The organism is Microcystis sp. M165S2, assembly GCF_020245885.1.
GTDB lineage: Bacteria > Cyanobacteriota > Cyanobacteriia > Cyanobacteriales > Microcystaceae > Microcystis.
In genome coordinates, this window is the sequence record NZ_JADBTZ010000267.1 from 1 (window position 1) to 4,931 (window position 4,931).

Genomic DNA, 4,931 nt, shown 5'->3' on the forward strand with positions numbered 1-4,931 from the left:
CCGCCGGGCAGTCGGTAGACGTTAAACTAAAACGCTTGTGGATTCGGTCTGACGGGGGCATAGTCTTCGGATTGTGTCTAGTTAAGAGGAGTAGAAGCAAGAATCTCCCGTCACAGCGTAGCTTGACGGCGAGAGTGTCAAATACTTAAGTTGAGAATTGCGTCGGCCTATCAAGAAAAGACTATGACGATTGAAACCGTTGCCACAAAACCCTTTAGTGACCAGAAACCGGGGACTTCTGGATTGCGAAAATCCGTTCCCGTTTTTCAACAACCCCATTATCTGGAAAATTTTATTCAAGCTATCTTCAATACTTTAGACGGTATCGAGGGTCAAACCCTAGTTGTCGGTGGAGATGGTCGTTATTATAACCGTCAAGCTATTCAAACTATCCTGAAAATCGCCGCTGCTAACGGTATCGGTAGAATCCTCGTGGGAACCGATGGTATTGTCTCTACTCCTGCTATTTCTGGGTTAATTCGCGAAAATAACGCTTTTGGCGGTATTGTTCTCTCCGCTAGTCATAACCCCGGCGGTCCAGAGGGGGATTTTGGCATTAAGTACAATGTTACTAACGGCGGACCGGCCCCGGAAAATATCACCGATGCAATTTATGCCGAGACTAAGGTGATTAGCAGTTATAAAATCCTCTCAGGGGCCGATATTAACCTCGATCGCCCCAGTTCCTTTAAACTGGGCACTATGGATGTGGAAGTGATCGATGGGGTCACTCCCTACGTCAAAATGATGGAAAAGATTTTTGATTTCGATCGCATTCAAGCCTTACTCACTTCTGGTAAGTTTAAAATGTGCATGGATTCTCTCCATGCGGTGACGGGTCCCTACGCTTATGCTCTATTTGAACAGCGTTTAGGCGCGCCCAAGGGTACAGTATTAAATGGTATTCCCTTAGAGGATTTTGGTGGTGGTCATCCCGATCCTAACCTAGTCTATGCCCATGATCTGGTAGAAATTCTCTTTGGTCAAGAGGCTCCGGATTTTGGGGCTGCTTCCGATGGAGATGGCGATCGCAATATGATCCTCGGTCAGAATTTTTTTGTCACCCCCAGTGATAGTTTAGCTGTACTAACTGCCAACGCTCATCTAGTACCGGGCTATCAAAATGGTATCACGGGAGTGGCGCGATCGATGCCCACCAGTGCGGCGGCCGATCGAGTAGCGGCTAAACTGGGAATTGACTGTTATGAAACTCCCACCGGTTGGAAATTCTTCGGTAATTTGCTGGATGCGGGGAAAGCAACCCTTTGCGGGGAGGAAAGTTTCGGCACGGGTTCCAATCATATTCGCGAAAAAGATGGTTTATGGGCGGTTCTTTTCTGGTTAAATATTTTGGCAGTTAAAGGGGAATCTGTAGAGGAAATTGTTCGCAGTCATTGGCAAGAGTTCGGTCGTAATTTCTATTCTCGTCATGATTATGAAGAAGTCGACTTGGAACCGGCAAAAGAGATGATGGCACGTCTCCAGAAGCTGGTTTTAGACCTTAAGGGTAAACAATTTGGTAACTATGAAGTGGAATATGCCGATGATTTTAGCTATACGGATCCCGTGGATGGTAGTGTGAGTAAAAATCAAGGTATTCGCATTGGTTTTACTGATGGTTCTCGGATTATTTTCCGTCTATCGGGGACGGGAACTAAAGGAGCAACTCTCCGGGTTTATCTAGAAAGTTATGAACCGGACGCGAGTAAACACGATATCGACACCCAAAAGGCCCTACAACCCTTAATTGATTTAGCCGAAGAAATCGGTCAAATTCGTCAATCTACTGGACGGGAACAACCCACGGTTATTACCTAAAATCTAGGGATCAGCTATCAGTTTTTATCGGGGAATTTTTTGACCTGCTGACCACTGATAGCCTCTCCTTAATTACTTTCAGTAATTGCTTTCTGGTACAATTTCTGAATTCCCGTCACTAATTTATCTAACATCGATCGATGGCTATCATGAGTCGGATCAAAACTCTGAACTTTAGTTAATAATTTCGCTTCCTGTACGTCCACGTCGTCATCGCTATAGATTAAAGTGCTAATCGATGCTAGTAGATCTTGATAGATTTCTGGACTAGGATTATCGCCTAAATAGGACTCTAACCATCGATAACATTCACTGGTTTTAACTGGTTTCAGTTCCGATAATAGTGGTTTAATCTCTGGATCATCATCAAGTTTTTCCCTGACAGCTACCTGTCGTAAATAATTTCTTTCTGATGGTTGAATCACACCATCAATCCAAGCAACACCGATGAGAATTTTCAGTAATTGTTTATTTTTCATTTCACACTTCCTTGACTAACTTAGCCATAAAAAAACCGTCTTGATTATGTCGATGGGGTAACACTTCGATCGCTCCCGTTTCTGTATAGTATTCTGAGAAAGATGAATTAGAGTCGGGAGTGGCCATTTTCCAATCGGGATGAGCGGCTAAAAACTGCTCGATCACTCCTTCATTTTCTAACGGATTTAAAGTACAGGTGGCATAAACTAAGATTCCCTTCGGTTTTACCCAAGTGGCAGCCGAGGCTAAAAGTTCCCCCTGTCGTTTAGCTAGTACAGGTAAATTTTCGGGTGTTTGTCGCCAACGTATATCAGGACGCTTGTGCAGGGTTCCCAATCCTGAACAGGGAGCATCGATTAGTACACGATCGGCGATGCCGCACCACTGGGGACGATCGCGACTATCCCCCAGATGTACTTCGATCGCTTTTAAGTCTAATCTTTTAATATTGGCTTCTAACTGTCGTAAACGGGATGCCGTTTGATCACAGGCTAATATTCTACCCCGATCGCCCATTAATTCGGCGATATGAGTGGTTTTTCCCCCTGGTGCCGCACAAGCGTCGATAATTGTCTCTCCGGGCTGGGGATCGAGTAGATAAGTGACTAATTGGGCGCTAATATCCTGTAGGGTGTAATTTCCGGCTCGAAATCCCTCTAAACGCTCAATATTGCCTAAACCAGAGGTTAAACGGCAAGCTAGAGGTAACTTAAGATGATTAAAAGTTATATTGGCTGATTCTAACTCATTTTCTAGGGCTTCTAGGCTAGTTTTCAGGGGATTAATCCGAATATCAAGGTCAGGAGAGCGATTAAACCATTGACAAAGTTGTTCCGTTTCCGCAACACTAAAGCGATCTAACCACAATTGCACCAACCAATCGGGGAAACTGTGGAGAATACCCAATCTAGAAGCGGTATTTTCCGGTAAAAGTAAAGGATCGTCGCCATTAGCAGTTAAACGGAGATATTGCCGCAGCATTCCGTTAACCACCGCCGCTAATTTGCCTAAATGACTGATTTTAGTTAATTCTACCGCCGTATTCACCGCCGCTGATGGGGGAATCTGGGATAGATAACGCAGTTGATAAAGACCAATATGGAGAATTCGCCGTAAATCCGGGGGTTGCTGGGCCGCGGTTTTTTTCCCCAGGCGATCGAGCAGCCCATCCAGAGTTCTTTGTCGGCGGATTATACCATAAACAATCTCCGTTGTCAAGGCTTTGTCAAGACAATTTAAGGAACTAGCGGACAAATGGCGATCAAGAGCGCGATCGGGATAAGCGGAGGAGCGATCGATATCCCGTAAAATCAGCAAAGCCAGCTGACGAGCATTATTCATGCAGTTTCTAGACGATTGCGGAGGAATTGGCGTAAAATAGTCAGCGCCGGAATCGGGATTTCGTGACCCATATTTAACTCATGATATTCAACGTTAACCCCCAAACCAAGCAGTAAATCCCTGGCTTGACGAGCTATGGCGACAGGAACGACGGTATCCTGCTTACCATGAACAATTAAGACATTTTGTGGTCCTTGGGGATGGGGTTCACCGTGCAGATAACCACTCAAGGAACCCAATCCCGCCAAGGGTAAAGATAAACCCACATCCAGCGTCATCGCTCCCCCTTGGGAAAAACCGGTCAAAAAAGTCCGCTCTAGGGGAATACCGGTAGTTGCTTCTAGGGAAATAATCCAATCGTGCAACTGTTGACGACTAGCGACTAAACCTTGATAATCGGAGGTTTCTAAAGCATACCAGGCGCGTCCCCCCGGCACTTGGGGATGATCAAAAGGAGCATTAGGAAACAAAAATTGACAATCAGCTAGATCCAGCATCGATGCAAGGGGGGCCAGATCCATGGCATCTGCACCCCAACCGTGCAGCATGATCACTAGATAGCGAGCGGGATTTTCCGGGGAAGGGGGAATGACAATCGGGTTAAAAGACAGAGTTTTTTCCTCGCAATTCTTTTTTTTCTCTATTCTATAGCGATTTTCCCGCCAGTGAGATGGGTGTTGGGGAGTCTTTTCAGTGATCACTGATTAGTAACCAGTAATCAACACTGTTCGACCGTTCCGGTTAAATAGCGGATGGTGATTCGGTAGTAAGTAGTCGGACATAAGTTTTCGCTGCTGTATAAAGTTTTGTAAATAGGGTAGAAGGCTGTATGCAGCAGCGAAAACCGCCTATTTTACATTCTTTAACATAGTGTTGTTTATTTATGTCCGACTACTTATAAGAGTATTGATGTAACAATTTTGACAATTAATAAATGAAAAAAAGTCTTTAAAAAATCCTTTTTAAAATCGGGAAATAAATGACGAATCCTAAAAGCTGAGAAATAGCTAATTCTAGTTTCAACTGCTACTCCAATAATTATCGCAGTCACCACAAAAGGCCACCTATCTTCTCCCAGAAGTTTCCGTATTTCACTAGAAAGGTCGGTGGCAGCAGTTGTCTGAGAATCTACCAAAAATAGGTAATGGGTGATTGACATCCTCACCGCCGTAAAACGGACGGTGATTCCCAAACCTCACGATTTAGGTTTCTGCTTCTTTCCCTTGCGGGGTTCCGCACCTGCCTTAACAGATTTACTCTGTTCTGGTCTTATGGTCGCTCTACAGACTGAC

The 4,931-nt window shown here is 44.8% G+C and carries 4 protein-coding genes and 1 pseudogene; 1 reads left to right on the forward strand and 4 read right to left on the reverse strand.

Annotation, left to right across the window (positions count from 1 at the left end; genetic code table 11):
* Positions 1-183 precede the first annotated feature (183 nt).
* On the forward strand, positions 184-1,818 hold the full coding sequence (locus IM479_RS13265; RefSeq protein ID WP_287687039.1) for an alpha-D-glucose phosphate-specific phosphoglucomutase: 1,635 nt from the start codon (positions 184-186) through the stop codon (positions 1,816-1,818).
* 68 nt (positions 1,819-1,886) lie between these two features.
* Here the strand turns inward: IM479_RS13265 and IM479_RS13270 are convergent, their stop codons facing one another.
* The 4 genes and pseudogenes from IM479_RS13270 to IM479_RS13285 all read right to left on the reverse strand — a co-directional run.
* Positions 1,887-2,297, reverse strand: a complete 411-nt coding sequence (locus IM479_RS13270) for a tellurite resistance TerB family protein (RefSeq protein WP_287687041.1) — start codon at positions 2,295-2,297, stop codon at positions 1,887-1,889.
* Between the two features lies 1 nt (position 2,298).
* Positions 2,299-3,639 carry a 16S rRNA (cytosine(967)-C(5))-methyltransferase gene (locus tag IM479_RS13275; protein ID WP_287687042.1) on the reverse strand — a complete coding sequence of 447 codons (1,341 nt, stop codon included), beginning with the start codon at positions 3,637-3,639 and terminating at the stop codon, positions 2,299-2,301.
* On the reverse strand, positions 3,636-4,229 hold the full coding sequence (locus IM479_RS13280) for an alpha/beta hydrolase (protein ID WP_323801800.1): 594 nt from the start codon (positions 4,227-4,229) through the stop codon (positions 3,636-3,638). The genes IM479_RS13275 and IM479_RS13280 overlap by 4 nt, the downstream gene beginning before the upstream one ends.
* A gap of 308 nt (positions 4,230-4,537) precedes the next feature.
* Positions 4,538-4,798: pseudogene (locus IM479_RS13285) on the reverse strand (hypothetical protein); the annotation flags it as partial.
* Between the last annotated feature and the right edge of the window lie 133 nt (positions 4,799-4,931).